At 61.8% G+C, this 25,400-nt stretch carries 23 protein-coding genes; 11 read left to right on the top strand and 12 right to left on the bottom strand.

The window, feature by feature from the left end:
• Positions 1 to 16: 16 nt before the first annotated feature.
• Positions 17 to 2,029 carry a transketolase gene (gene tkt, locus MU846_RS04930; protein WP_246949251.1) on the bottom strand — a complete coding sequence of 671 codons (2,013 nt, stop codon included), beginning with the start codon at positions 2,027 to 2,029 and terminating at the stop codon, positions 17 to 19.
• An 819-nt stretch (positions 2,030 to 2,848) separates the two neighbouring features.
• On the opposite strand from tkt, the gene MU846_RS04925 reads away from it, so the two are divergent.
• Positions 2,849 to 3,508, top strand: a complete 660-nt coding sequence (locus MU846_RS04925) for an HD domain-containing protein (protein WP_246949249.1) — start codon at positions 2,849 to 2,851, stop codon at positions 3,506 to 3,508.
• 115 nt (positions 3,509 to 3,623) lie between these two features.
• Positions 3,624 to 4,550: an alpha/beta hydrolase fold domain-containing protein gene (locus MU846_RS04920; protein ID WP_246949247.1), complete on the top strand. Its 927-nt coding sequence runs from the start codon at positions 3,624 to 3,626 to the stop codon at positions 4,548 to 4,550.
• Here MU846_RS04920 and MU846_RS04915 read toward each other — a convergent pair.
• Positions 4,525 to 5,532 (bottom strand): DUF481 domain-containing protein, encoded by a 1,008-nt coding sequence (locus MU846_RS04915; protein WP_246949243.1) that lies wholly within the window; start codon positions 5,530 to 5,532, stop codon positions 4,525 to 4,527. The two genes, MU846_RS04920 and MU846_RS04915, sit on opposite strands and share 26 nt — an antisense overlap.
• Positions 5,533 to 5,811: 279 nt before the next feature.
• Here MU846_RS04915 and MU846_RS04910 point away from each other — a divergent pair, with 279 nt between their 5' ends.
• The 7 genes from MU846_RS04910 to MU846_RS04880 all read left to right on the top strand — a co-directional run bounded on the left by MU846_RS04910 (position 5,812) and on the right by MU846_RS04880 (position 13,454).
• A complete protein-coding gene (locus MU846_RS04910) occupies positions 5,812 to 6,345 on the top strand; it encodes a hypothetical protein (protein WP_246949239.1) in 534 nt (177 codons plus the stop codon).
• Positions 6,346 to 6,748: 403 nt separating this feature from the next.
• The gene (locus MU846_RS04905; RefSeq protein WP_246949236.1) at positions 6,749 to 7,750 is read left to right on the top strand and encodes an ArsR/SmtB family transcription factor; all 1,002 of its coding nucleotides are present in this window, start codon (positions 6,749 to 6,751) and stop codon (positions 7,748 to 7,750) included.
• A 32-nt stretch (positions 7,751 to 7,782) separates the two neighbouring features.
• Positions 7,783 to 8,943 (top strand): methionine adenosyltransferase, encoded by a 1,161-nt coding sequence (metK, locus tag MU846_RS04900; RefSeq protein WP_246949227.1) that lies wholly within the window; start codon positions 7,783 to 7,785, stop codon positions 8,941 to 8,943.
• 167 nt (positions 8,944 to 9,110) lie between these two features.
• Positions 9,111 to 10,499 (top strand): adenosylhomocysteinase, encoded by a 1,389-nt coding sequence (gene ahcY, locus MU846_RS04895; RefSeq protein WP_246949201.1) that lies wholly within the window; start codon positions 9,111 to 9,113, stop codon positions 10,497 to 10,499.
• A 63-nt stretch (positions 10,500 to 10,562) separates the two neighbouring features.
• Positions 10,563 to 11,396, top strand: a complete 834-nt coding sequence (gene metF, locus MU846_RS04890; protein WP_246949198.1) for a methylenetetrahydrofolate reductase [NAD(P)H] — start codon at positions 10,563 to 10,565, stop codon at positions 11,394 to 11,396.
• A 123-nt stretch (positions 11,397 to 11,519) separates the two neighbouring features.
• Positions 11,520 to 12,824 (top strand): MFS transporter, encoded by a 1,305-nt coding sequence (locus MU846_RS04885; protein WP_246949183.1) that lies wholly within the window; start codon positions 11,520 to 11,522, stop codon positions 12,822 to 12,824.
• Between the two features lie 57 nt (positions 12,825 to 12,881).
• Positions 12,882 to 13,454 (top strand): outer membrane beta-barrel protein, encoded by a 573-nt coding sequence (locus tag MU846_RS04880; RefSeq protein WP_246949180.1) that lies wholly within the window; start codon positions 12,882 to 12,884, stop codon positions 13,452 to 13,454.
• Here MU846_RS04880 and trmB read toward each other — a convergent pair.
• Both trmB and MU846_RS04870 read right to left on the bottom strand, forming a co-directional pair.
• On the bottom strand, positions 13,436 to 14,155 hold the full coding sequence (gene trmB / locus MU846_RS04875) for a tRNA (guanosine(46)-N7)-methyltransferase TrmB (RefSeq protein WP_246949178.1): 720 nt from the start codon (positions 14,153 to 14,155) through the stop codon (positions 13,436 to 13,438). The genes MU846_RS04880 and trmB overlap by 19 nt on opposite strands.
• 75 nt (positions 14,156 to 14,230) lie before the next feature.
• Entirely contained in the window at positions 14,231 to 15,256 is a 1,026-nt protein-coding gene (locus MU846_RS04870; RefSeq protein WP_246949159.1) for a hypothetical protein, read from the bottom strand.
• Positions 15,257 to 15,550: 294 nt separating this feature from the next.
• Here MU846_RS04870 and MU846_RS04865 point away from each other — a divergent pair, with 294 nt between their 5' ends.
• Complete coding sequence (locus MU846_RS04865) at positions 15,551 to 16,456, top strand: aspartyl/asparaginyl beta-hydroxylase domain-containing protein (protein WP_246949156.1); 906 nt, start codon at positions 15,551 to 15,553, stop codon at positions 16,454 to 16,456.
• Between the two features lie 70 nt (positions 16,457 to 16,526).
• Positions 16,527 to 17,429 (top strand): recombination-associated protein RdgC, encoded by a 903-nt coding sequence (locus MU846_RS04860; protein ID WP_246949152.1) that lies wholly within the window; start codon positions 16,527 to 16,529, stop codon positions 17,427 to 17,429.
• 95 nt (positions 17,430 to 17,524) lie between these two features.
• On the opposite strand, the gene MU846_RS04855 is transcribed toward MU846_RS04860, so the two are convergent.
• From MU846_RS04855 to ftsY, 8 genes are all read right to left on the bottom strand, one after another.
• Positions 17,525 to 19,080, bottom strand: a protein-coding gene (locus MU846_RS04855; protein ID WP_371738596.1) for an IS3 family transposase whose coding sequence is annotated in 2 segments (ribosomal slippage) — positions 17,525 to 18,627 and positions 18,627 to 19,080 — 1,557 coding nt in all. Because the reading frame shifts where the segments join, the coding sequence is not laid out codon by codon here.
• Between the two features lie 670 nt (positions 19,081 to 19,750).
• Positions 19,751 to 20,536: a thiazole synthase gene (locus MU846_RS04850; protein ID WP_246949147.1), complete on the bottom strand. Its 786-nt coding sequence runs from the start codon at positions 20,534 to 20,536 to the stop codon at positions 19,751 to 19,753.
• Positions 20,537 to 20,565: 29 nt separating this feature from the next.
• Positions 20,566 to 20,763, bottom strand: coding sequence for a sulfur carrier protein ThiS (gene thiS, locus MU846_RS04845; protein WP_246949142.1), 198 nt, complete (start codon positions 20,761 to 20,763; stop codon positions 20,566 to 20,568).
• 61 nt (positions 20,764 to 20,824) lie between these two features.
• The gene (locus MU846_RS04840; RefSeq protein WP_246949139.1) at positions 20,825 to 21,193 is read right to left on the bottom strand and encodes a DUF423 domain-containing protein; all 369 of its coding nucleotides are present in this window, start codon (positions 21,191 to 21,193) and stop codon (positions 20,825 to 20,827) included.
• Between the two features lie 112 nt (positions 21,194 to 21,305).
• Positions 21,306 to 22,169, bottom strand: a complete 864-nt coding sequence (gene rpoH / locus MU846_RS04835) for an RNA polymerase sigma factor RpoH (RefSeq protein WP_246949136.1) — start codon at positions 22,167 to 22,169, stop codon at positions 21,306 to 21,308.
• A gap of 249 nt (positions 22,170 to 22,418) precedes the next feature.
• On the bottom strand, positions 22,419 to 23,435 hold the full coding sequence (ftsX, locus tag MU846_RS04830; RefSeq protein ID WP_246949133.1) for a permease-like cell division protein FtsX: 1,017 nt from the start codon (positions 23,433 to 23,435) through the stop codon (positions 22,419 to 22,421).
• A complete protein-coding gene (ftsE, locus tag MU846_RS04825; RefSeq protein ID WP_246949119.1) occupies positions 23,425 to 24,126 on the bottom strand; it encodes a cell division ATP-binding protein FtsE in 702 nt (233 codons plus the stop codon). Before ftsE ends, ftsX begins: the two co-directional genes overlap by 11 nt.
• 18 nt (positions 24,127 to 24,144) lie before the next feature.
• Positions 24,145 to 25,335 carry a signal recognition particle-docking protein FtsY gene (gene ftsY, locus MU846_RS04820; RefSeq protein ID WP_246949108.1) on the bottom strand — a complete coding sequence of 397 codons (1,191 nt, stop codon included), beginning with the start codon at positions 25,333 to 25,335 and terminating at the stop codon, positions 24,145 to 24,147.
• Positions 25,336 to 25,400 lie beyond the last annotated feature (65 nt).

Genomic DNA, 25,400 nt, shown 5'->3' with positions numbered 1-25,400 from the left:
GGTGTCATCCAAAGGGCTAGCCGATCAGCTCGGCAACTGCCTGCCGAACCGCCTCAGCCGTAATACCAAAGTGCTTGAACAGCTCGCCTGCCGGCGCCGAGGCACCAAAGCTGCGCATGCCGACAATGCGGCCATCCAGGCCCACGAAGCGATACCAGTAATCGGCAATACCTGCCTCGACGGCAACCCGCTGGCGCACGCTGCCGGGCAACACCTGCTCCTGATAATCCGCATCCTGCGCCAGGAAAAGATCGACGCAAGGCAGCGACACAACGCGCACATTGCGGCCCTGCTCGCCGAGCGCCGTCGCCGCTTCCATGGCCAGCTCCACTTCCGAGCCGGTGGCAATGATGATCGCTTCCGGCGTGCCGGTGCCGGTCTGGTGCAGCACATAACCACCGCGTGCCACATTGGCGAGCGTCGCTTCGTCACGGGCCATGCATGGCAGATTCTGGCGGCTGAAAATCAGCGCAGTGGGGCCATCCTTGCGCTCGATGGCGGCTTTCCAGGCCACTGCGGATTCCACCGTATCGCAGGGGCGCCAGGTGCTCACATTCGGCGTCAGCCGCAGGTTGGCAATCTGCTCCACGGGCTGGTGCGTGGGGCCATCTTCGCCCAAGCCGATGGAGTCGTGGGTGTACACCAGAATGGTCGGCTGCTTCATCAGCGCCGCCATACGCACCGCGTTGCGGGCATATTCCATGAACATCAGAAAGGTGCCGCCATAGGGGCGCAGGCCGCCGTGCAGCTGCATACCGTTCATGATCGCGGTCATGCCGAATTCACGCACGCCGTAGTGAATATAGTTGCCGCCAGCATCTGCCGCTGTGATCGCCTGGCAGCCTTTCCAGACCGTATTGTTGGAGCCGCCGAGGTCAGCCGAACCGCCGACCAGCTCCGGCACCAACGGGCCGTAGGCGTCCAGCGCGTTCTGGCTGGCCTTGCGCGTGGCCACTTTTTCCATCTTTTCCTGGCACTGGCGAATATAGGCATCCGCCCGGGCGCTGAAATCAGCCGGCAGCTCGCCACTGAAGCGGCGCTGAAGTTCAGCGCCCAGTTCCGGGTGCGCCTGCGCATAGGCTTGCAGCAGCTCGTTCCACTTCGCTTCTTCGCGAGCACCCGCATCGCGGCCATCCCATGCGGCATAGATATGCTCCGGGATCTCGAAGGGGCCGTGCGGCCAGCCCAGCTCCTGGCGGGCCAGGGCGATTTCTTCCAGCCCCAGCGGCGCGCCGTGGCTGTCTTCCTTGCCCTGCTTGTTCGGTGAGCCGAAGCCGATCACGGTCTTGCAGCAGATCAGCGTCGGCTGATCGGTGTTCTTGCGGGCATTCTCCACCGCTGCCTGGATTTCCAGCGCGTCGTGGCCGTTCACATTCGGAATCACATGCCAGCCGTAGGCGCGGAAGCGCTCCACCGTATCGTCGGTGAACCAGCCATCCACTTCGCCATCAATGGAGATGCCGTTGTCGTCGTAGAACGCAATCAGCTTGCCCAGGCCCATAGTGCCGGCAAGGGAGCAGGCTTCATGGGAGATGCCCTCCATCATGCAGCCATCGCCCAGGAAGCAGTAGGTATAATGATCGATCACCGGGAAACCATCCCGGTTGAAGCGGCTCGCCAGCATCTTCTCTGCCAGCGCCATGCCGACCGCATTGGCGATGCCCTGCCCGAGCGGGCCAGTGGTGGTTTCCACACCCACACACTCTTCATATTCCGGGTGGCCAGCGGTGGGGCTGTGCAGCTGCCGGAAGTTTTTCAGATCATCCAGGGAAAGGCTGTAGCCGGTGAGATGCAACAGGCTGTAAAGCAGCATCGAGCCGTGGCCGTTAGAGAGCACGAACCGGTCACGGTTCGGCCAGTCCGGGTTGGCCGGGTTATGCTTCAGAAAACCCCGCCACAGCACTTCGGCGATATCAGCCATCCCCATCGGCGCCCCCGGATGGCCGGAATTGGCTTGCTGCACGGCATCCATGCTCAGAGCACGAATGGCATTGGCGAGTTCGCGTGAAGCCAGCGAATGGGCGGACATGGGGCGTTCTCCTGAGACCTGGGGAATCAACAGCAGCGCCCACATGAAAGTGGGCGCCGGTATAAAGGGGCGGTATTGTCGCCTAGCCGGGAGTTGGCGGCAAATGTGGCGGGGCTACGTATGGCGAAATCGCGTTATTGTAGGCGCGGCAGAGGCAGACGCGGGGCGTTCATGCCCCATACGGGACGCCGGGCACAATAACCAGGCCAACGCCGCCCCGGAGTTGATCCGGGCCACCTGCCGATGGCGTCGCGCTCTTTGCTGTTGCCGGCTGCGGTAGCCGAACTGTAGCCGGAGATGCCGGATCAAGCTCGGCGTGACGCGAGACGCGAGGAAATTTGGCCGGGTGCGCCGAAAAATGGCCGCAAATGCGGCAAACGGCGTAAAACTGACCGCACCGGCGCGTTCCCGGCCAAACTTGTGCAAATCTTCTGGTTTCCGGCCATTAATCGTCAAACCCGGTCAAATTCAGTCGCCTACACCGCCCTAGGTTTATTTTGGCAGCTTGGTTAATGCTCGCTACTCTATCTGCCCGAGCCATGCCAGCGGATCAGAAGGAATGAGCCAGCTCCGCAGACCGACCATGACGTCTTTCGTTAAACGCGTAGCGACGCAGCCAGACCAGACCCGCCAGAGTAGAGACCGCCACTGACGTTCGGTATAGGCATTGGCTGATTCGGACGCAGGGCATCAGCCATTAAGCGGCTCCCGCATCGCCAAACACAGTTGCCTGCGCACCGCCCGATGGGCGACCCTCAAGCGATGGACGCCGGGCGCTTTCGACCACTCGGCCGCTATGCATCGCGAGGAAGACACGCCATGAACGGCAACGCATTGCTTGAAAACACCTGGCACGAAGCGGTGACCGAGAGCGGCATCAACGCACCGCCAGCCTTGCGTGACGCGCTGCTGGCCGCCTACGCCGAGCCGCATCGCGCCTACCACAATCAGCAGCACCTGGCCGAGTGCCTGGCGCTGGCACGGGCGCACCGTGCGCTGGCACCGGATGTGGGCCAGCTGTTGTTTGCGCTGTGGTTCCACGATGCCGTGTACGACACCACGCGGCAGGATAACGAGCAGCGCAGTGCAGAATGGGCGCGCCAGGCGCTGGCGGAGGCCGGTGCCAGCGCAGCGGCGCAGGAGGCGGTGTATCGGCTGATCATGGTGACCCGGCACCATAACTTGGCGCAGCAGGCGGATGAGCAACTGCTGGTGGATATCGACCTTGCTATTCTTGGCGCCGAGCCGGCCCGTTTCGAGGAGAGCAATCGGCAGATCCGTGCCGAATATCAGTGGGTGCCCGAGCCACTGTATTTGCACAAGCGGCGCGAGCTGCTGGCCTCTTTTCTTGCCCGGCCCTTCATCTATAACACCGCCGCCTTTCGCGCTACTCACGAGGCGCAGGCGCGCGCCAATCTGGAGCAGGCGCTGGCCGCACTGGATGCGGCGGCCGGGGGCCACGATCCTGAAGCCGGCTGAGGCGAGCAACTGCTGGCACCCTGCTGACAGTGGTCGCCCCAGCTGCCGTTGCGTTAAGGTTGGGGCTTCTTTCTCGGTTTTTTCGAGGCAGGCAAGGGCAGCAAGGAGAAGTGCGATGGCATCCATACGGGCGCGGCTGCTGTTTGACCTGATCATGCCGGTGATGGGCATGAAGCAGCGTTACATGCCGCCGCTGGATGGCGAGGTGCTGTTGCGCCGGCGCCGGCGCCCTGGTGCACCGCCTGCGGGCGCGCAGATTTCCAGCTTTCGCGGGCGCGATATTGTGCATGTGCCGGCCGGGGAGGCACGGCAGCCCGCGCCGCTGCTTTATCTGCACGGCGGCGCCTTCGTCAATCCGATCACGCCCCATCACTGGCGGCTGATCAGCGAGCTGGCGCAGCGCACGCAAAGCAGCTGCGATGTGGCGCTTTACCCGTTGGCGCCGGAACAGCAGCTGGACGACATCATCGATTTTGTCGAAGCGCTCTGGACGCAGCGTTACGCCCGCCAGCCGCCGATCGTTGTGGCGGATTCCGCCGGCACGCTGCTGGCGTTACGGCTGGCACAAACGCTGCGTGACGCCGGCCAGCCCCAGCCGGCCGCGCTGGTGCTGATCAGCCCCTGCCTGGATATCACGTTCGGCGATCCGCGCTCGCGCCCGCTGGATGCCCGCGATCCGATGCTGGCACTCAGCGGCCTGCCTGCCGTCAGTCGCGTGGTGGCCGGCACCCGCGACCCGGACGATCCGAGCCTGAATCCGTTGCTGTGCGGGCTGACAGATTTGCCGCCGATGCTGGTGCTGGCCGCTGGCCGCGATGTGCTGTGGCCGGATGCCATGCGGCTGGTGGAGGGTGTGCAAGCCGCAGGCGGCGAGGTGACGCTGATGGAGGAGGCGGAAATGGTGCATGTGTGGCCGGTGATGCCGATCCCGGAAGCGCGTGAGGCGCGTGCTGCCATCGCCGCGTTTGTCATGCAGCACCTGAGCGCCAGCGCTCCCGTCGCAGCGCCGGCGCCGCTTACCAGTTCACTCCCAGGCTCATGATGTAGCGCCGCAGGCTGATGCGGCCATCGTCGCCGGTAACGCGATCCCATTCGATGCGCGTGCTGAACGACGCCCAGCTGGTCAGCCGATAGCGCAGGCCGATTTGTGCATCAAGCTTTTCCGAAACACTGCTCGACAGTGGCAGGCCCACCTCGCCGCTGCTGAACACTTCGATCGCCTTGCCCACCAGAAAGCGGTTGTAATCCCACTTCATCGCCACCGTATAGGTGCGCGCCGCGCCGCCATCGGCATAGTCGAAATCATCGCGGTTCAGCAGTGAGGTGAGCGATAGCGCACCCAGCTCGTTATCCCAGAACTGGTAACCGGGGCCGCTACCAATGGAGCGGCGCCGGGCGATCTCTTCGATATCATCCCGGCGATATTGAAGGCGCCCCTGCCAGAACCATTTTTCGTCGATGAAATAATCCAGCGCATACTGGGTATGCCAGTTATCCACCGAGCGCACATCGTCCTTGTATTCGCGGTTATATTCGCCGCGCAGGTTATGGCGCCAGTCGCCATGGCGAAAATCCGTGGTGACGGCGATATCGTGATCATCGATATCCGTATCACCGCGCTGGATATCCACTGAAAAATCAATGCTGCCGCGCCAGATCCACTCTTCCAGAAATTGCCGCCGTGGCAGAATCTGGCGAATGTCCGTCAATCTCACCAGCCGGGTTTCGCCGTTGTAGATCAGATAAACATGCCCCGGCGTGGCCGGTCGCAGCTGGGCATAAACGCGGCTACCTTGCAACCGATGTGGCCGCACCAGCATCACCGAGCGCGTTTCCAGTGTGGCGACGGATTTGCCGCTGATGCGCACCAGCCCGCCGTAATCCGTTTCCAGCAATAGTGTGCCGCCATCGTACAGGCGCACCTGCCCGGTCAGCCGATCGCCGTTGGTCAGCCAGACGGAATCGGCCACAGCAGGCAATGAGAGAAACAGCGGGAGGAGCAACAACAAACGCAAAGGCAGCATGGCTTCAGACAGCTCGGCAAACAGCAATTCGGCAGCGGTGCATTATGCGCAAACCGGGCGCCTACGGTAACCGGCGGACTGCAAAATCCGCTGCCGGCGAGGCTTTTCCGACGCCTGACGACAGCAGCATCAAAAAATGAGAACCGCTCCCCAAAACCGCTCTACCCGGCTAAAGCCGCTCTGCGCTAGTATCCTCGCGGCCTGCATTGTCAGGAAACTGTAATAACAATACGCGGGCGTCAAGGGGACGCCTCTCGCTGACTTACAAGGATCTTTCGGATGAAACTTCGTTCTGTTATCGCGGCGGCCTGCCTGGCCCTGCCCGCAGTCTCTCTGGCGGAAATCAATTACACATACGTCCAGGGCACCTACCAGGTGGCCACAGATGCGAAGGTGCATAAATGGCAGATCAAGGGCTCCTACCGCATCAACGACAGCCTGTATGTGGCGGCCGAAGACGGCGGCGTCTTTGATTTCCGCAACGCCAGCCTGGGCTTTATCGCGCCGATGGACAGCCTGCACCTGTACGGCCAGCTTGGCCTGGGTGACAGCGCCGACGGCATCAACCCGGTGCTGGAAGGCGGTGCCCGCATGGCGCTGAGCGACGTGCTGGAGCTGCGTGGCGCGATCCGCTATATGCCGGAAGTCTACGAAAAGGCTGTCGCGGCTGAAGTGGATGACGACAATGAGCTGCTGTTCATTCTGGAAGGCAACTATCTCGCCAGTGACAAAATTTCCCTCGTCGGCGGCATCTCGGTGCCTACCGAAGCGGATGGCGTAATTATTGAATTCGGTGCGCGGTTCAACTTCTGATCGCCCTGCGGGGCCGGCAGCTGCCGGCCCCTGCCTGCGTTGTCTCGATCTCGCTCGATCTTCCCTCGGCCTTCCCTTGCTCCGCCCCACTGCCCGACCCAGGCCCACGCGCTCGGCCACGACCTGCGGCGCCTCGATGTTTATATGGTTCTCTTGGCCCTCCGGCCATGTCAGGCAGCCTCTCACACATTCGCTGATCTGCCGGCACCGCGCTCCGATCTGATCCGACACGCCTGTCTCGCTCCACTGCCTGCCCCGTCTGAGCCCCAGCCCGATATTGACGAGGTTTCTGCCGGCGCGCCCCGCCTCCAGCCCCCCAGGTTTGTGCCGCCCAGCACTTCGCCGACAATCTATATCAAAAAGTTTTGATATAGATAGGGCAATCCCCTACACTCCCTCGCTTATGACGATGCCAGAGCAGGCGCCCGCCGCCACCCAGACCGAGCTGGAAACGATGGCGGCGCTGTTGAAGGCCGCTGGCGATCCACTGCGCCTGCAAGCATTACAGGTGCTCGGTTACAGCAGCTTCGCCGTGCTGGAGCTGGCGGAAATACTGGATATGCGCCAGTCCGGCATGAGCCATCATCTCAAGGTGCTGACGAAAGCCGGCCTGGTGGAGCAGCGGCGCGAGGGCAACACGATCTTTTATCGGCGCCAGTTGCCGGGGCCGCACGCCACCAGCGGCACCTTGCACCGCGCCCTGCTGGCGCGGCTGGATGCACAGGATCTGGCGCCCGAGGTGGCGGCCAGGCTGGCGCAGGTAGAGGCACAGCGGGCGGCGCAGAGCAGGGCGTTCTTTGAGCGCAATGCCGGCGAGTTTGAAGAACATGACGACCTGATCGCCGATTATGAGCAATACGGCGATCTGGCAGCAGAGCTGTTGGCCCGCGCATTGCCGGGTGGCGGCGAGGCCGCACTGGAGATCGGGCCGGGCGATGGCCGTTTTCTGCTCCAGCTGGCGCGGCAGTTCAAGCGCGTCACCGGCCTGGAAAGCAGCGATGCCATGCGCGCCAGAGCGCGCCAGCGGATGCAGGCGGCTGCGGCAAGCAACGTGCAGCTGATCGCTGGCGACTGGCCGCAAGCCGCGCCGCCACGGCAATTTGATGCCGTCGTGCTGAACATGGTGTTGCACCACTTGCCCAGCCCGGCCGAATGTTTCATCACCGCCGCCCGCCGGTTGCGCCGGGGCGGGGTGTTACTGATCACCGAGCTGTGCCGGCACGATCAGGGCTGGGCACGGGATCGCTGCGGCGATCAGTGGCTCGGCTTTGATGAAGAGGAGCTTCACGGCTGGGCGCAGCGCGCCGGGCTGACGCTGCTGGAGATCCAGTTTCTGGCCCAGCGCAATGGTTTTCAGGTGCAGGCTTGCACCTTTGTGCACCAGGACGACAACGCAACCCGTTAACTTGAACCTTCAACCAGAGAGCCACCAACGTAATGAGCGAATATTCCATTTTTACCTCGGAATCCGTCTCCGAAGGCCACCCGGACAAAATGGCCGATCAGATCTCGGATGCCGTGCTCGACGCCATCATCAAGGATGATCCGCACGCGCGCGTTGCGGTGGAAACCCTGGTGAAGACCGGTATGGCCGTGGTTGCCGGTGAGGTGACCACTTCCACTTATGTGGATCTGGAAGATGTCGTGCGCGGCGTCATTCTGGATATCGGCTACGACAGCTCCGATGTCGGTTTCGACGGCGCCAGCTGTGCCGTGCTCAACGCCATCGGCAAGCAAAGCCCGGATATCGCCATGGGCGTCGATGCCAAGGAAGACAAGGAAATCGGTGCCGGCGATCAGGGCCTGATGTTCGGCTATGCCACCAACGAAACCGACACGCTGATGCCCGCGCCGATTTTCTATTCCCACCGTCTGGTGGAGCGGCAGGCGACGCTGCGCAAGAACGGCGTGCTGCCGTGGCTGCGGCCGGATGCCAAAAGCCAGGTGACGCTGCGTTATGAGCATGGCAAGCCGGTCGCCATTGATGCGGTGGTGCTCTCCACCCAGCACGCGCCGGATATCGACCAGGCAACGCTACGCGATGCGGTGATGGATGAAATCCTGCTGCCGGTGCTGCCGAAAGAATGGCTGCATGAAAAAACACGCTTCCATATCAACCCGACCGGCCAGTTCATCATTGGCGGCCCCATGGGTGATTGTGGGCTGACCGGGCGCAAGATTATCGTGGATACCTATGGCGGCATGGCGCGCCACGGCGGTGGTGCTTTTTCCGGCAAGGATCCGACGAAAGTGGATCGCTCTGCCGCGTACGCTGGCCGCTACGTGGCAAAGAACATTGTCGCCGCCGGCCTGGCTGCCAAGTGTGAAATTCAGGTGAGCTACGCCATCGGTGTGGCCGAGCCGACCTCGATCTCGGTCAACACATTCGGCACCAGCAAGATTGCCGATGATCTGATCGTGGAGCTGGTGCGCAAACATTTCGACCTGCGCCCACGCGGCCTGATCGAGATGCTTGATCTGCGCCGGCCGATCTACCGCGCCACCGCCGCCTACGGCCACTTCGGCCGGGAAGGCGACGGCTTTACCTGGGAAAGAACCGACAAAGCCGAGGCCCTGAAAGCTGACGCCGGCATCTGACAGCACTCCCGGCCACTGCGATCAATGCACGGCGCGGTGGCCGGGCACAGCTCGACGAATACGCTCGGCTCCTTTAGCCGGATTTTATTCAGGCGCCTCGCTGCGCCTGTACACCTTAAGCGTCCGGCGTCCGCTTTTTTTGACGCCCGACCTGCAACGGAGGAACCATGAACGCCAAGACCACGCCCACCGCTGATTACAAGGTTGCCGATATTTCACTGGCCGATTGGGGCCGCATGGAAATCGAAATTGCTGAAACAGAAATGCCCGCACTGATGGCCATCCGCGAGAAATATCGCGCAACGCAGCCACTCAAGGATGCTCGCATCATCGGCTGCATCCACATGACCATCCAGACCGCTGTGCTGATCGAAACCCTGCGCGCGCTGGGTGCCGAGGTGCGCTGGTCGAGCTGCAATATTTTCTCCACCCAGGATCATGCCGCCGCCGCCATGGCTGCCGCCGGCGTGCCGGTATTTGCCTGGAAAGGCGAAACCGAAGAAGAGTATATCTGGTGTATCGAGCAAACCTGCCGTGATGCCGATGGCAAGCTGTGGGATGCCAACATGATTCTGGATGACGGCGGTGATCTGACCGCGCACATTCACGACAACTATCCGGAAATGCTGGAGAAGATTCACGGCATCACCGAAGAAACCACCACCGGCGTGCATCGTCTTTATGAAATGCTCAAGGCAGGCACATTGAAAGTGCCGGCGGTGAACGTGAACGATTCGGTCACCAAATCCAAGAACGACAACAAGTACGGCTGCCGCCACTCCCTCAACGATGCCATCAAGCGCGGCACCGACCATCTGCTTTCCGGCAAGAAAGCGCTGGTGATCGGCTACGGCGATGTGGGCAAGGGCTCGGCGCAATCGCTGCGCCAGGAAGGCATGATCGTGCGCGTCACCGAGATTGATCCGATCTGCGCCATGCAAGCCTGCATGGATGGCTACGAAGTGGTGAGCCCTTACATCGACGGCATCAACACCGGCAAGCCGGACAGCCTCGATCGCGAGCTGCTCGGCCAGATTGACGTGGTCGTCACCACCACCGGCAACGTGAACGTGTGCGATGCCAATATGCTGCAAGCACTCAAACCCGGCTGTGTGGTCAGCAATATCGGCCACTTCGACAACGAGATCGACACCGCCTGGATGCGCAGCAACTGGGAGTGGGAAGAGGTCAAGCCGCAGGTGCACCGCGTCTGGCGCAATAAACAGCAAGGCGATTTCCTGTTGCTGCTGTCCGAAGGCCGGCTGGTCAACCTGGGCAATGCCACCGGGCACCCGAGCCGCATCATGGATGGCTCCTTCGCCAACCAGGTGCTGGCGCAGATGTATCTGTTCGAACAAGGCTATGCCAACCGAAGCGAACAGGAAAAAGCGCAAATGCTCAAGGTGGAAGTGCTGCCCAAGCAACTGGATGAAGAAGTGGCGCGTTACATGGTGCAGGGCTTTGGCGGCGTGATCACGCGCCTCACCGAGACTCAGGCCGACTACATCGGCGTGAGCGCGGACGGCCCCTTCAAGCCGGAGCATTATCGTTACTGAGCAAGGCCGGTTCGGGGCGCGGCGCGCCCCACAACCCACCCTGCCGGATGATGAGATAATTACATGACAGCCAAACGTATAAGTTTCGAGTTTTTCCCGCCCAAAACCAGTGAAGGGCTGGAAAAACTGCTGGGTGTGCAGCAGCAGCTGCTGGCGCGCAAGCCCGCGTTTTTTTCCTGCACTTATGGCGCCGGTGGCTCCACCCGCGACAATACCCTTAACACCGTGGCACAGCTGCGCGAGCACCACGCGGATACCGCGCCACACCTGAGCTGCATCGGCGAAGGGCGCGAAGAACTGGTGAAGCTGATCAACGGCTACCGCGACAGCGGCGTAACCCGTATCGTGGCACTACGCGGTGATCTCCCCTCCGGCATGGGCTATGCCCAGGGCGAATTGAAATACGCCGACGATCTGGTACGGCTGATTCGCGAAGTGAGTGGCGATCATTTCACTCTGGAAGTGGCCGCCTACCCGGAAATGCACCCGCAGGCACGCAGCTTCGCCGACGATATTGCCCACTTCAAACGCAAGATCGACGCAGGCGCCAATGCCGGGCTGACGCAGTATTTTTATAACGCCGATGCATACGGCTTCTTTATGGACGCGCTTCAGAAGCAGGGTTGTGATGCGCCGGTGTATCCCGGCATCATGCCGATTCTGAACGTGGCCAACCTGATCCGCTTTTCCAATACCTGCGGTGCTGACATCCCGCGCTGGCTGGCGAGCAAGCTGAATGACCTGAAAGATGACGAAGTCGCCGTGCGGGCTTTCGGTACCGAAATCGTCACCCGTTTGTGCGAGCGTTTGCTTGCCATGGGCGCGCCGGGGCTGCATTTTTATACCATGAACCAGGCCGCCCCGACGCTGAAAGTGCTGGATAACCTCGGCCTCTGAGACGTAACGTGTCACCGGGCGGCTGCTCTGCCAGACACCGCCCGGCGTTTATCAGCAAAACCGCCACGCGGTCAGGCTGCGTTTGCCTTGCTCACTGGATAACGGGTTGAACGGAGTACCGGCATGTTGCGCAACACCTCCGAACGATTTTATTCGCTGGTCGCCAACGAAGAAGATGCGCGCGTCTGCACGGATATTTCCGACGACGCCTGCCGCGAAGTGCCCGGCAACTTCCTGCTCATGCTGTGCAGCCAGGTGCTGACCAGCATCGGCGATCTGCTGATCAATCCGAAAACCGTGCTGGCCTGGCTGATCCCTGCCTTGGGCGCTCCGGCGGCACTGGTATCGCTGCTGGTGCCCATTCGCGAATCCGGCTCGATGATTCCGCAACTGGCCATCGGCGCCTGGGTGCGGCAGCACCCGCAACGCAAGCCGTTCTGGGTGCTTGGCGCTGTCCTGCAAGGCGTGGCCGTGCTCGGCATGGCCGCCAGCGTGTGGCTGCTCAATGGCCTTGCCGCCGGGCTGGCGATCATTGTGCTGCTGGTGGCCTTCAGCCTGGCGCGAGGCCTGTGCTCGGTGGCACTGAAGGATGTGCAAGGCAAAACCATTCCGAAATCCCGGCGCGGTCGGCTCAGCGGTCTGGCCGCTACCCTTTCCGGCCTGGTCACGCTGGCGCTGGCGGTGGCGCTGTTTCGTGACAGCACCGAGCCCTCGCTGGCGCTCTATACCGGCCTGCTGCTGACCGCAGCCGGTGCCTGGCTTGTTGCCGCCTGGTTGTTTGGCCGCGTCAGCGAGTTCGGTGGCGAAACACACGGCGGCGGCCACGCACTGCGTCAGGCCATACACAGCCTGTCGCTGCTGCGCGATGACGCACCGTTTCGCTGGTTTGTGATTTCCCGAGCGTTATTGATGGCCTCGGCGCTGGGCTCGCCGTTTATTGTCGTGCTCGCGCAACAGGAAGGCGGCGGCGCGCTGCTGCTCGGCAGCTTCATGATCGCCGCCAGCCTCGCCACCGCACTAAGTGCTTCCATCTGGGGCTTCATGGCCGACAGCTCCTCGCGCCGGGTAATGATCCACGGCGGCACCCTGGCGAGCCTTTCCTGCCTCGCCGCTGCCGCCCTGGGCACCATGCCCGGCGCCACCGGCGCCTGGCTGTATCCACTGCTGTTTTTTGTGCTTTCGGTGGCGCACGCCGGGGTGCGCATTGGCCGCAAGACTTATCTGGTCGATATGGCTGGCGGCAACAAGCGCACCGATTATGTGGCGGTCAGCAATACCGTTATCGGCGTGCTGTTATTGGTGGCGGGCGGGCTGAGTGCGCTGGCTGCGATGATTTCCACGCAAGTGGTGCTGTGGCTGCTCGGCGGCATGGGGCTGGCTGGCACGCTGGCGTCTGTCCGGCTGCGCGAAGTTTCAGCCGGCCGGTGATCCACCGCGCTTGCGGCTGGAGTACTCTTGGCCTGATTTGTCTTGCTGGGGAAACCGATGCGCCTCTTACTGCCGCTATTGATAGCTTGCCTGCCGGCCGCCTGGCCACTCCTTGCTGCGGCGGACAGCTATGTGCGCCTCGGCGCGGGTGTCTCCCGCACTACCGCAGCCGGCGACTATCCCGGCAACCGTGGCAACCCCCGATTTCGTGACACCGATGTGGCGGCCATCGCCGGGCTGGGCTGGCGTTTCAATCGCTGGCTGGGCGTGGAAGGCACGCTCACGGGCACCGATCTGTTCTTTTCCGATGAAGCGCTGGAGCGCGATGCGAACGCCTATGGCTACGGGCTGTCGGCTATCGCCAGCCTGCCCGTGAGCGAACGCTGGGCGCTGACCGCCCGCTACGGCACCTGGCGCTGGCGGCTGGATATGCAGCCCACTTCTGGCCCCTGGAGCAGCACCTTTTCCGGCAGTGATCGCGTGCGCGGCGCCGGCGTGGAGTTCCGGGCCGGGCCTGATGCGGTGCTGAATCTCGCCTTCGATGATTACCGCATGGAAAACATCAAGCTGCGCCTGGTGACGATCAGCCTGCACTGGCTGCTCGGCGGCACTCAGTCAGCGCGGGAATAAAGCAGATCCCAGACCCCGTGGCCCAACCGGGCGCCACGGCGCTCGAATTTGGTCTCCGGCCGCCACACCGGGCGTTCGGCATAGCTGCCCGGCCCGGCTTCGTTGCGCCAGCCGCCAGCGCCTTCCATCAGCGCCCGCATGTGTACGGCGTAATCTTCCCAGTCCGTCGCCATATGAAACACGCCGCCCGGTGCCAGCTTGCGGCGTACCAGCTCGATAAAAGGTGGCTGCACGATACGGCGCTTGTGGTGTTTTTTCTTGTGCCAGGGATCAGGGAAATAAAGCTGCACACGAGCCAGGCTGGCGTCGGGGATGCACAGCTCCAGGATGTCCACGGCATCGTCGCAGTAACTGCGCAAGTTGGTAAGGCCCCGCGCCTCGATCTCCATCAGCAACGCCCCCACCCCCGGCCGGTGCACTTCGATACCGATAAAGTTCTGCTCGGGTGCAGCGGCCGCCATGTCCGCAAGAGACGCGCCCATGCCGTAGCCGATCTCCAGCACCACCGGTGCTTCCCGGCCGAAGGTCGCCCTGGCATCCAGCTCGCCCTGGCTGCGCAGCAGGCCGTAGGTGGGCCACAGTGTCTCGATAGCGTTCTGCTGGCCGGTGGTGAGGCGCCCTTCGCGCAATACGAAGCTGCGCACCTTACGCATCACACGGCCGGTGACGGGGTCTTTATCCTGTCTGATGAAATCAAGCATGGCGGGCCAGCATCTGTTGATCGGCCCGCCATTTTACCTCAGTGGCCGGATAACTTCCCCGGTCTGGTTGTCGGCCTATAGTTCATCGTCAAAAGCGCAGTGCCGTTGCAAGCGCTGCATGTCTGCCTCGGACAATGCGCTGCCGTTGACCATCACGATGCCGTCGCCGAACGTCACATCATAGGTATCACCGCCAACCATGGTGATGGCCAGCTCGCCGCCGATGATGGTTTCGTTCTCCAGATCATGATTGCGCACTATCAACGGGCTGATGGTCTCGTAAATCGCATCAAAGGCGCACGGATTGCCCCGCATGGAGAAACCCATGCGGCCGTTCAGCACGCGCTCGCCCTGGCCGCCCACCGTGCCGGATGAGCGCATTTGCAGCGGCTCGGCAAGGCTGTCGCCCATAATGATATTCATGCTGGTGTTCTCGATCGCTTGCTCTGTGCGCAGGAACGCAAGCATTTCGAACTCGCTGCCATGCTCAGGCGCACTACAGCCCTCGCACACATGAACGATACCCCGCGTCTTGATATCCATATTCGGCATACCCCCCGAACCGGACATGCTGCTGTGGTAAAAACCACCGATATCGCCCGTTGCATCAGCGGCACGGAAATACATCACCTTCTCGTTTTCCGCATAGCCAATCTCGAACACCCCATCCGTGTAGGAACTGAACGACATCCCGCCGCCGCTGAAACTGAATCGGCAGGCGTCGGCATCAATGACGGTTTGCTCGAACTCACCGGCAAAATAGGGCGAAGGCAATTCCGCCGGGCTAGGCCCCGTGCGCTCCAGGAGTGTCTGGCTGCCCGATGTGCACAGTTCGGGCTCATCCAGTGTGCCCACGCGAGGGGTAACGTCGCCAGAGCCACTCATGGGCTGCACCGGCTCGCTGCCTTCGATATCCCCGGCCACGCCGATGCCAACCTGTGCCATGCTGGCACCGGCCAGCCCGGCCATCACAGCCCGGTCGTGCTCGGGCAGCGCCGCCCCGCCCCGGCTGCTGCTGCCGCCGGAACCCCCGCAAGCGGTGAGTGTGACACCCAGCGCCAGGCTCAGCAGCCCGGCAACCCTGCGACCTTGAATCATCATGTTGTGGCTCCCTATCTCTTTTATCCTGAGCGCCCCATCTTGACGCTCGAAGCGGTGCATCCACCACCCCTCAAGCGGGTTACCCCACTCGCTCCCCGCACTGCCTCATAAGGTATTTTCCGATAGCGAACCGGGGCGCTCATTCACCGACACTCCCGCTTTCGGCGGGCCGAGACTCCGGTTATGCTTCGCGCTGGCGCCAGCACATCAGGCACCGGGCGCGCCGCGGGCACAACTATTACAGGCGGCTATATACAGGCGGCGCGATATCTTCTGGAAGGGGGCTGTTTCACGATGATCATTATTCTGGCCGTGATCGCCACATACGTCGGCTCGATCCTGTTTCTCCGCTGGCGCTGTGCCAATACGCTGAGCCTGCGCCGGCAGCTGACGGATTTCTCCACCTTCATGGTGCCGTTCAACCTGCCGGCTTATCTGCTGTCGAAAGTCCCCACTACATCGCGTGTTGATCCGGCGCTGTTTCCGGGCTTGAAAGTGCTGGAAGAAAACTGGGAAACCATCCGCGACGAAGCGCTGGCGCTGTATCAGCACGGCCATATCGCCGCCAAGGATGACCTGCCGGCCAGCTCCTTCTACAAGGACAATCGCTGGAAAAGTTTTTATCTGAAGCTGTACGACAACAATATTCCATCAGCGCGGGAACTGGCGCCCAGAACATTGGCGCTGATCGAGCAGGTGCCCGGCATGAACATGGCGCTGTTTGCGGTGCTGATGCCGGGCAAGAAGCTCAACAAGCACCACGACCCGTTCGCCTACACGCTGCGCTATTCTCTTGGCCTGAGCACGCCGAACGATGAAGGCTGCGGGCTGTTTGTCGACGATGCCGATTACACCTGGCGCGATGGTGACGCAATCCTGTTTGATGAAACCTATCTGCACCACGCCTACAACAATACCGAGACACCGCGCATCATTCTGATGACGGATGTGGATAGGCCGCTCAGGAGCCGCCTGGTGCAACGCCTTTATTTCGGCTTCGGGCGCTTCTTCAATCGCCTGTTTGCCGTGGATAATCTCGATCCGGCGCACAACGGTATCGGCAACCAGCTCGGACAATATGTGCTGGCCTACAAGAACGCCCTCAAGCGCATCAAGAAACGCAACCGGGCGGTATATGTCACCGGCAAGTGGGCGGTGATTCTCGGGGTGCTCACCCTGAGCGCGTGCGCACTGATCTGATCGCAGTTCTGCTTGAGGTCGCCGCCCCGGTTGGTTAAGGTGCGGCGGCGCCCTCAAGGATACCTCGCTTATGTGGATCAAGAATCTCTGTGTCTTCCAGAGCCCGGAGCCGTTTGCCTTCAGCGCTGCCGAACTGGAAGAATACCTCGACGCCACCCGCTGCCCGAAAATCACTTCGCAGGCTCTCAGCGTGGAAGGCTTTGTGCCACCGCTGAAAGATCAGGCCGCAATGCTGCATATCGGCGAAGGGCTGCTGTACTGCGTTTATCAGGAAACCGCACGCTTGCTGCCCGGCGCAGTAGTAAAAGAAGAGCTGGAAGAGCGCGTGCTGGAGATCGAAGCGAAGGAAGGCCGCCGGCCCGGCCGCAAGGAACGCGCTGATCTGAAAGATGAAATCACTTTTGAGCTGATGCCCCGCGCCTTTACCCGCTCGCGTCGCACGCACCTGCTGATCGACACGCTGCGGCATCGGGTGCTGATCGACAGCGCGTCCGATACGCGCGCCGAGCAGGCGCTGTCCATGCTGCGTAAGGCGGTTGGCTCCTTGCCAGTCACGCGGCCAACCGCCAATATTTCGCCCGCCACACAAATGAGCGCCTGGCTGAAAGACCCGGCGCAGCTTCCAGCGGGCTTTACGCTCGGTGATCGCTGCGAGCTGAAAAGCACCAGCGACGAAGGCGCCAGCGTACGCTTCACGGCGGTGGACCTCAGTCGCGAGGAAATCCTTGCACACCTGGAAACCGATATGCAGGTGGTGAAACTGAATCTGGTCTGGAATGACGAATTCGAGTTTGACCTCACCGACACCTTGCAACTCAAGCGCATCAAGCCACTGGATATTGCTCAGGACAACCTTGACAACCTGCGCGATGACGACGCACTGGCCGAGCTGATGGCACGCATCAGCTTGCAGAACGGCCTGCTGCGCACCGTGCTGGATCGTCTGTACCAGCACTTTGAAGCCACCGAGTGAGCCGCGCACCGGCAAACAACTGAACCGCCCGCCGTAGCGCGCATAATAAAACGGCACAGCCGGTGTTTTTCAAGATAGTTGTCACTGTTTCCAAGCTAAGCCGCTTGCTTCATAAGCTGTTCCTTTTCCGGGTTCAACGTCGTCGGCCCGACAGGCTCGCAGTTTCTGACGGGGCGTGTACCCCAACGTGACGGCATGCTCTGTTTGGCCTGCTCCAGCACCTGCTTGCGCTGCTCCAGCAGCACAGCATCTTCACCGTTATGCCGCTGTTCCGGCGTCACGAAGCGCAGCTTGCTGTGCCGATGCTCGGTGTTGTACCAGCGAACGAACCGATCTACCCATAGCCGAGTATCATCCAGCGAGGTGAAGCCACGGGAAGGCCACTGGGGACGGTACTTCAGTACCCGGAACAGCGATTCAACGAAGGCGTTGTCGTTGCTGACACGGGGGCGGCTGTACGAGGGCAGTACGCCCAACTCCTCCAGCTTGGCCTTCATGGTCTGCGCCTTCATCGGCGCACCGTTATCCGAGTGCAGTACCAGCGGCTGGTGCAGGCACTGCTCACGCAACTGGCTACGTTGCAGGAGCTGGGCGGCATACTCGCCACTCTCCGTCTCATGGACTTCGTAACCAACGATCTTGCGGCTGTAGAGATCCTCGAACAGGTACAGGTAGTAGAACTGCCCACGCACCGTCGAAGGGCAGTAGGTAATGTCCCAGCACCAGACTTCGCAGGGGCCGCTGGCTGTGTGAGTCGTCGGCGCCGGACTGAGCCTGGGCGCCAGTGACCGTCCCCGATGATGCAGCTGACCTGCCTCTTTGAGCACACGGTAGAAGGTGGGCTCCGATGCGAGATAAACCCCCTTGTCCAGCAGGTCAGGCACGATCTGGCTCGGTGGCAGCTGGCTGTAGGCCGGACTGTTGCACAGCTCGACAATCTGCTCCTGCTCCGTTGCGGATAGCTTATTGATAGGAGCGGGTCTGACGGCTGCGGGGCGCTTGTCATCTTGCACGACGCCGTCACGATACCAGCGCCGGTAGGTGCGCAGACAGATGCCCGCTTCAGCACAGGCCTTGGTCAGGCGGGCGCCATCTCGGTTCGCTTGCTGGGTCAGATTGATAATGGATTGGCGCTCCGGGATGGAGGTCATGCGTCCTCGTTGCTGTCGTTGTCCCAGAGCGCATTGAGCTTTTTTCGCAGGACCAACAAGGCAGCGGCTTCAGCCAGCGCTTTCTCCTTGTGCCGTAGCTCCCGGCGCAACTGCTTGATTTCCTGCTTGTCGCTGCGCGCCTGCTGGCGGATGGCCTTTTCCTGCTCTGCACTGTGCTGGAAGCCCTGCAAGGACTCCGCCTTCCACTGCTTGACCTGCTCGGGATACAAGCCCTTTTCCCGGCAATACTGGCTGAGCTCCGCTTCGGAGAGAGCGGCGGTTTCGATGACGGTTGCGAGCTTGGCTTCAGCTGACCATTGCTCTGATGTGGCTTTGCGACCTGGCACGGGGCGTCCTTCTGACTTGGCTTTGTTACGCCAAGTATAAAGGGTCGGCTCAGAGATGCCTTCCTGACGGGCCAGCTCCGCCACGGTCATGTTGTAGGGAGGTAGAAGCTTGCTCAGTACGGCTTCCTTACGTTCTTCGGAATAACGGGCCATGATGTTTCCTTGCCGCCTATCTGGTTGAAATCAGAGGGTGACAACTATCCTGCCAGAGGGGGCAGCCATCTGACTGTGCCGTTTTTTTTAAGCCCCTCTCCCCTTGTGGGACAAGCGAAGCGCAGAACAGCCGTAGGCTGGCCCGAAGGGTGAGCGAAGCGAATAAGGGGTTGGGGAGAGGGGGAGATTATGGCAAGGAAATACATACTCGGCACTTGATCTAGAACGAAGCTGGCTGGCTCTCTGGATTTTTTGTTGTGGAATTCTTATTAAAATCTCTACTGAAGATAAGTGAAAGTAATGCAACATGTAGCTGGTATCGTGACAGCTGCACGTCCGCAGCCCCCTCTCCCCCAACCCCTCTCCCACAAGGGGAGAGGGGAGTAAAAAGCCGATTCGCTTACCCTTCGGGCCAGCCTGCGGCTGTTCAATGCTGCCATTGTCCCATACGGAAAAAGGGGAAAAAAATCAGCATTTTGCACAACCCAATGGTGCTTTTGCGGATATCGGATATGGCGCCACGAAAATCGGCGATGCACCTTTTTTAGCCCCTCTCCCCTTGTGGGAGAGGGGGGAGATTATGGCAAGGAAATATATACTCGGCACTTGATCCAGAACGAAGCTGGCAAGCAATTGCTGTTCGACGATCCGTAATTCCGAAGATTGCCGACTACTGCCCGATCACGCCCGCCAGCGGCGATGATGCGCTGGCGTAAGCGCGCTTCTCCATGCGGCCGGCCAGAAATGCCTCGCGCCCGGCTTCTATGGCTTTTTTCATGGCGCTGGCCATCAGCACCGGTTTTTGCGCGTGCGCGATAGCGGAATTCATCAATACGCCTTCGCAGCCAAGCTCCATGGCCAGTGCTGCATCGCTGGCTGTGCCGACACCGGCATCAACAATGATTGGCACTTTTGCTTCTTCGATAATGATGCGCAGGTTATGCGGATTGAGCAGGCCGAGGCCGGAGCCGATCAGCGAGCCCAGCGGCATTACTGCCACGCAGCCCATCTCTTCCAGTTTTTTCGCCGCGATCGGATCGTCGTTGGTATACACCATCACCTTGAAGCCATCTTCCACCAGCGCTTCAGCCGCCAGCAAGGTTTCGTGCATTTCCGGGTACAGCGTCTTGTGATCGCCCAGAACTTCCAGCTTCACCAGATCGTGGCCATCAAGCAGTTCACGCGCCAGCCGGCAGGTGCGCACGGCTTCGTCGGCGGTGTAGCAGCCAGCGGTGTTCGGCAAGATGGTGTACTTTTCCGGCGGAATGAAATCCAGCAGATTTGGCGCGCCGGCTTCCTGGCCAATATTGGTGCGCCGGATTGCCACCGTCACGATTTCTGCACCGCTGGCTTCGATAGCCGTGCGCGTTTCCTCGAAATCCTTGTACTTGCCGGTGCCGATCAGAAGGCGGGATTGAAACCGGCGGCCGGCGATCTCGAAGGTGTCGTGAGTCATAGAATCTCCTGAATGTGCGCGGCGGCCGTTCAGCCGCCGCCGATGGCGTGTACGATCTCCACGATATCGCCGTCGCTCAGTGCAAACTCGCCGTGTGCACTTTTCGGAATGATCTCGCGGTTTACTTCGACCGCCAGGCGGCGGCCGTGGATTTCAAGCTCGGTCAGCAGATCGGTGATGGTGCGCCCACCGAATTTGATCAAATCACCATTTACCTGAAGTTGCATGATAACGCTCATCAATCCGGGTGAAGCCGAGGCAACTGCGTGCCGGCCTGTCGCGGGCGGCTCACGCTGCCCGGTACAACGCCCAGGCCAGCCACAGCCAGCCGATAATCAATGCGGTGCCGCCCAGTGGCGTGATCGCCCCGAGCCAGCGTTGCCCCGTCAACACCAGCAAATACAGGCTGCCGCTGAACACCACCATGCCGGCAAACAGAATCCAGCCCGCGGTGACAATACCGGCAGCACCAAACTGGCGCGCCAGCACGCCTGCCAGCAGCAGTGCCAGTGCATGATAAAGATGATAGTCGCTGGCCGTGGCCCAGGTCTCCAGCAAGGCGCTGTCCACCCGTGCTTTCAGCCCATGGGCGCCAAAGGCGCCGCAGATGACCGCCAGGGCGGCGTTGAGTGTGCCGAGAATCAGCAGGGATTTCATGCTGCACGCTCCGTCTGTTTGCGATGCGCGCCGCTCAATCGGCGACGCCGCCCGAAGGCGGCGTCAATGTTACCTTAATCGGCGCCCTTGCGGTGCGCTCGGCGATGCGATTTTACGCCACCATGGCGTTGCGCAGCTTGCCGATGGCGGCATTTTCCAGCTGACGGATACGTTCTGCGGAGACGCCATATTCGTTTGCCAGCTCCTGCAAGGTGGTCTTGTCGTCAGCCAGCCAGCGCCGCTCAAGAATATCGCGGCTGCGGTCATCCAGGCTTTGCAGTGCCGAGCCCAGGCGACGGCTGCTCTGATCCTGCCAATCGTCTTCGGCAACGATATCGGCCGGATCGTCGTCACCGGCTTGCAGGTAGTGCGCCGGCGCGACAATCGGGCTGTCGTCATCGTCGTCCATCGGGCCGTCGAACGACGCATCGAACGCTGCCAGGCGACCTTCCATTTCCTGCACATCTTTCAGGCTCACGCCCAGATCGTCGGCCACGCGCTGGGATTCTTCCAGCGTCAGGCGGCCCAGGCGCTTTTTCGCGCCACGCAGGTTGAAGAACAGCTTGCGCTGCGACTTGGTGGTGGCAACCTTGACGATGCGCCAGTTTTTCAGCACGAACTCGTGAATTTCCGCTTTGATCCAGTGCACGGCAAAACTGACCAGGCGCACGCCCACGTTCGGATCGAACCGGCGTACTGCCTTCATCAGGCCGACGTTCCCTTCCTGGATCAGATCGCCCAGCGGCAGGCCATAGCCGGAATAGCTGCGTGCGATATGCACCACGAAGCGCAGGTGCGACAGCACCAGGCTGCGGGCGGCATCCAGATCCTCTTCATAGAACAACCGCTCCGCGAGCTCCCGCTCGGCTTCCGCACTGAGCACCGGTACGACGTTCACCGCCTGAATATAACTATCCAGGCTGGCGCCGGGCACATTCAGTTGCAGGGCTTCCAGCTTTTGCAGTTGTGTGGTCATGTTCCTTATCTCCCAGTACCTTCGTTTCCAGTACTTTCCATCTCCAGTACTTTCAACCCCAGTGTTTTCATTTCAGTGACTGGAGCCGAGTGCGATTTTAGCACTCGCATCGTTGGAGTGCTAAAGGCGTGGTTAGTTCCCTTGAAAGCTTGTGCCTATGGCGTGCAGCAGGCGTAGCGAGCCTTGCCAGGCTTGCCCCTGCCAGAAGTGCGGCGCCGATACCGGGTCGGCTCGCTGGCCAGTAGAGCGTCAGAGCAGATGCGGATCGACATCCTGCAAATGCCGCGATACCGCCAGCCAGGCGCCCATCAGCCCCAACAACCCGGCGAACAGAGGCAGCACCAGCGCATTCACAAAGCCCATGCCGATTAGCGAATACTCACTTTCATAGAGCGACGTGAGCTGCGCCACCGGCGAGCCGATCCACAGCAACGCCACCTGCACCAGCACCACCGCCACCAGACCGCCCGCCAGGCCATACCAGAAGCCGGTATACAGAAATGGCCGCCGCACGAAGCCGTCGGTGCCGCCGACAATCTTCACCACCACGATCTCTTCACGGCGGCTCTCGATGGCCAGCCGGATGGTGTTCACCACCACCAGCACCACGGCCAGCGCCAGCGCCAGCGTCAGTGCCGCGACGATGCGGCTGGCCACTTCCAGCATGGCGTGCAGGCGTTTCACCCAGAGCACATCCAGCTGCACCAGATCCACTTCGGTGGCGTCGCCCAGCTGTTGCTGGAGCCGCTCCAGCGCCTCCGGGCTGGTATCGCCGGGATAGACGATCAGCAGCGGCGGCAAGGGATTGTCAGGCAGCGCATCGATCACGTCACCGAAGCCGGACAACGCCCGAAACTCCGCCAGCGCCTGCTCGCGGGTCACCACGTCCACGCGCTCCACATCGGCGCGCTCGCCCCAGCGGCTGGCCAGTGCCTGCTGGCGTGCGGCATCGGTATCCGGTTTCAGAAATACCGACAGATGGGCGTTGCCATCCCAGCCCTGGGTGGCCGCCCGGGCATTCTCCAGCAGCACGGTGATACCGGCGGGTAGCGCGAGCGCAATGGCAATCACCAGCACGGTCATGGCGGTGGCGGCGGGGGTCACGCGCAGGCGGCGCAGCGCATCCAGGGCGGAATCCCGGTGGTGCAGGCGCCAGGCGTGGAAGCGGTGTTGCCAGCCGCTCCGGGCGATGCGGGCACCAGCGCGGGGCGGCCGGGCCACTTTCTCTTTGCGCGGCGTTTTCAACGGCGTGGCGTTACGCGCCATCGGCATCATCCTCGTCGGCGTCCCGATCGGCGACCAGCCGGCCTTCCCGCAGCGACAGCAACCGATGCCGGTAACGGGCGATCAGCGTCAGGTCGTGGGTGGCGATCAAGACGGCCACGCCGACCCGAGCGAAATCCTGAAACAGATCCATGATTTCCGCCGAGAGCGCGGGATCAAGGTTGCCGGTAGGTTCGTCGGCCAGCAGCAGCGGCGGCTTGTTGACCACCGCACGGGCGATGCCCACGCGCTGCTGCTCGCCCCCGGAGAGCATTACCGGATTGAGCTTTTCCTTATCCAGCAGCCCGACTTTATCCAGCGCGGCGCGCACCCGTTTGCCGATATCGGCACGGGGAAAGCCGGCGATGATAAGCGGCAGCGCCACGTTGTCGTAGACACTGCGGTCGAACAGCAGCTGGTGATTCTGGTGCACCATGCCGATCTTGCGCCGCAGCAGCGGAATGCCGCTGCTGCCGATGCGATTGAGCGACACGCCTTCGACAAAGATATCGCCGGAGGTAGGCCGCTCGATCATCATGATCAGCTTCAGCAGGGTGCTTTTGCCGGCACCGGAGTGGCCGGTCAGAAATGTCAGCTCGCCCGCCGGCAATTGCAACGACACCTGCCGCAGCGCGTCCTTGCCACCACCGCCGGGTGTGGGATATCGCTTGCTGACTCGGTCGAGCTCGATCATCCACGCCTCATGGGGTCGTTATCTGGCCACGTCTTCGAACAGCGCCTGCACGAAATCTTCGGCATTGAAGGGGCGCAAATCTTCCAGCTGCTCGCCCACGCCGATAAAGCGGATCGGCAGCCCGGTGCGCTTGGCCAGCGCGAACAGGATGCCGCCCTTGGCGGTGCCATCGAGCTTTGTCAGCGCCAGCCCGGTGACGCCCACCGCCTGGCGGAATTCCAGCGCCTGGTTGATGGCGTTCTGGCCGGTGCCGGCATCCAGCACCAGCAGCACTTCATGGGGCGCGTCCGGGATCATTTTCTTCATCACCCGCACCACTTTCGTCAACTCGTCCATCAGGTTGGAACGGGTATGCAGCCGGCCAGCAGTGTCGGCAATCAGCACATCCACGCCACGGCTCTGTGCGGCCTGCACGCCATCGAACAGCACCGAGGCGGAATCTGCGCCGGTGTGCTGGGCGATCACCGGAATGTCGTTGCGCTCGCCCCACACTTGTAGCTGCTCCACTGCCGCTGCCCGGAAGGTATCCCCGGCCGCCAGCATGACGGTTTTGCCTTCGCTGCGAAAACGCCGTGCCAGCTTGCCGATGGTGGTGGTCTTGCCGACGCCGTTGACGCCCACGGTGAGAATCACATAGGGCTTTTTGGCGGCATCGATCATCAGCGGCTGCTCCACCGGCATCAGCAGGTTGCGCAATTCTTCCTGCAACGCCTCGTAGAGTGCATCCGCATCGACCAGTTCCTGCCGGCCGACGCGATCGGTCAGCGCCTGGATGATGGCATCGGTGGCTTCAACCCCCACGTCGGCCACCAGCAGCTGGGTTTCGATATCTTCGAAAATCTCGTCGTCGATTTCCTTGGCGCCGACCAGCAGATCGGCCAGGCCCTTGCCCAGCGATTGCCGGGTCTTGCCCAGGCCAGCCTTCATGCGCGACCAGAAGCTCTCGCCCGGCTGTTCCTCGGCTGCGGCCGGTGCTGGTTCGGCGGGCTTTTCCGTTGCTGCTGGCGCTGATGGCTCTCCTGTCGCTGACGCTTGTGCCGCCGCCGGCGCGCCTTCCGCGCCTTTTTTCACGCCCTCGCTCGCCCCGTCGTCCGTGCGCCGGAACATCCGCGAGAACAGTCCGCCACGGGGCTTTTCAGGCTGGCCCGGCTGACTTTCGGGGCGGCCATCCTCATGATCGGGATCGGGGCGGGAAACTTCATCGTTCATCGCAGGTCTTTCCGTGCAGGTCTTTCTGTGGATGATGCTGTGGGTGGCGAGCCGAAACAGGCTGG

Source organism: Alcanivorax quisquiliarum (assembly GCF_023051175.1).
Classification (GTDB): Bacteria; Pseudomonadota; Gammaproteobacteria; order Pseudomonadales; family Alcanivoracaceae; genus Isoalcanivorax; species Isoalcanivorax quisquiliarum.
This window is presented reverse-complemented; position numbering and strand designations above follow the sequence as displayed.

Excerpts from the sequence above, each read along its gene's own strand:
- MU846_RS04885 (WP_246949183.1), top strand. The coding sequence starts at position 11,520 with ATGTTGCGCAACACCTCCGAACGATTTTATTCGCTGGTCGCCAACGAA.
- MU846_RS04865 (WP_246949156.1), top strand. The coding sequence starts at position 15,551 with ATGATCATTATTCTGGCCGTGATCGCCACATACGTCGGCTCGATCCTG.
- MU846_RS04840 (WP_246949139.1), bottom strand. The coding sequence starts at position 21,193 with ATGAAATCCCTGCTGATTCTCGGCACACTCAACGCCGCCCTGGCGGTC.
- MU846_RS04860 (WP_246949152.1), top strand. The coding sequence starts at position 16,527 with ATGTGGATCAAGAATCTCTGTGTCTTCCAGAGCCCGGAGCCGTTTGCC.
- MU846_RS04870 (WP_246949159.1), bottom strand. The coding sequence starts at position 15,256 with ATGATGATTCAAGGTCGCAGGGTTGCCGGGCTGCTGAGCCTGGCGCTG.
- trmB (WP_246949178.1), bottom strand. The coding sequence starts at position 14,155 with ATGCTTGATTTCATCAGACAGGATAAAGACCCCGTCACCGGCCGTGTG.
- ahcY (WP_246949201.1), top strand. The coding sequence starts at position 9,111 with ATGAACGCCAAGACCACGCCCACCGCTGATTACAAGGTTGCCGATATT.
- MU846_RS04915 (WP_246949243.1), bottom strand. The coding sequence starts at position 5,532 with ATGCTGCCTTTGCGTTTGTTGTTGCTCCTCCCGCTGTTTCTCTCATTG.
- metK (WP_246949227.1), top strand. The coding sequence starts at position 7,783 with ATGAGCGAATATTCCATTTTTACCTCGGAATCCGTCTCCGAAGGCCAC.
- MU846_RS04880 (WP_246949180.1), top strand. The coding sequence starts at position 12,882 with ATGCGCCTCTTACTGCCGCTATTGATAGCTTGCCTGCCGGCCGCCTGG.
- rpoH (WP_246949136.1), bottom strand. The coding sequence starts at position 22,169 with ATGACCACACAACTGCAAAAGCTGGAAGCCCTGCAACTGAATGTGCCC.
- MU846_RS04905 (WP_246949236.1), top strand. The coding sequence starts at position 6,749 with ATGACGATGCCAGAGCAGGCGCCCGCCGCCACCCAGACCGAGCTGGAA.
- thiS (WP_246949142.1), bottom strand. The coding sequence starts at position 20,763 with ATGCAACTTCAGGTAAATGGTGATTTGATCAAATTCGGTGGGCGCACC.
- MU846_RS04910 (WP_246949239.1), top strand. The coding sequence starts at position 5,812 with ATGAAACTTCGTTCTGTTATCGCGGCGGCCTGCCTGGCCCTGCCCGCA.
- tkt (WP_246949251.1), bottom strand. The coding sequence starts at position 2,029 with ATGTCCGCCCATTCGCTGGCTTCACGCGAACTCGCCAATGCCATTCGT.
- metF (WP_246949198.1), top strand. The coding sequence starts at position 10,563 with ATGACAGCCAAACGTATAAGTTTCGAGTTTTTCCCGCCCAAAACCAGT.
- MU846_RS04920 (WP_246949247.1), top strand. The coding sequence starts at position 3,624 with ATGGCATCCATACGGGCGCGGCTGCTGTTTGACCTGATCATGCCGGTG.
- ftsE (WP_246949119.1), bottom strand. The coding sequence starts at position 24,126 with ATGATCGAGCTCGACCGAGTCAGCAAGCGATATCCCACACCCGGCGGT.
- MU846_RS04925 (WP_246949249.1), top strand. The coding sequence starts at position 2,849 with ATGAACGGCAACGCATTGCTTGAAAACACCTGGCACGAAGCGGTGACC.
- ftsY (WP_246949108.1), bottom strand. The coding sequence starts at position 25,335 with ATGAACGATGAAGTTTCCCGCCCCGATCCCGATCATGAGGATGGCCGC.
- MU846_RS04850 (WP_246949147.1), bottom strand. The coding sequence starts at position 20,536 with ATGACTCACGACACCTTCGAGATCGCCGGCCGCCGGTTTCAATCCCGC.
- ftsX (WP_246949133.1), bottom strand. The coding sequence starts at position 23,435 with ATGGCGCGTAACGCCACGCCGTTGAAAACGCCGCGCAAAGAGAAAGTG.